Source organism: Akkermansia sp. UNK.MGS-1, from assembly GCF_000980515.1.
In the GTDB taxonomy this organism is placed as follows: Bacteria; Verrucomicrobiota; Verrucomicrobiia; order Verrucomicrobiales; family Akkermansiaceae; genus Akkermansia; species Akkermansia muciniphila.
Window position 1 is genome coordinate 1 of sequence record NZ_LBCB01000022.1, and the last position, 538, is coordinate 538.

Annotated in this window: 1 pseudogene; it reads left to right on the top strand. The window is 60.4% G+C overall.

Annotated features, from left to right (window positions below):
• Positions 1-538 (top strand): annotated as a pseudogene (locus WW58_RS09785) (hypothetical protein); the annotation flags it as partial.

Here is a 538-nt window from a genome sequence, read left to right on the forward strand (position 1 = left end):
ACGGCAATCAGACATTGATCAGGACATCCACCGGCATCTGGCAAGTCTCCTACAACGCGGAAAACCGTCCGGTGCGCTTCGTCAATGAAAGCGCCAAAACCGTGGTGGAATGCACCTACGACTCCATGGGCAGGAGATTCGAGAAAAAAGTGACGGTCGGAGGGACAACGGGCTTCCACGCGCGCTACCTCTACCGGGACTACCTGCAGGTGGCGGAGTGCGACTTGACCGGGGAAACGCCGGCGCTTGTGCGCAGTTACCTCTGGGACCCCTCGGAACCTGAGGCCACGCGCGTCCTGGCCAGGACGCGCTGGGAGGCGAACGGGACGCAGGTGAAGGAACATCTCTACTGCATGCACGACGCGATGAAGAACGTCACCTCCCTCTTCGGGGAAGCGCGCGGACGCCGCGCCCTGTACGAATACCGTCCGTATGGAGGGCTGGTCACGTCGGAAGGCAACATGGCGCAAGAGAACAAATTCCGCTTCTCGTGCGAATACATGGACGACGAGCTCGGCCTCATCTACTACAACTACCG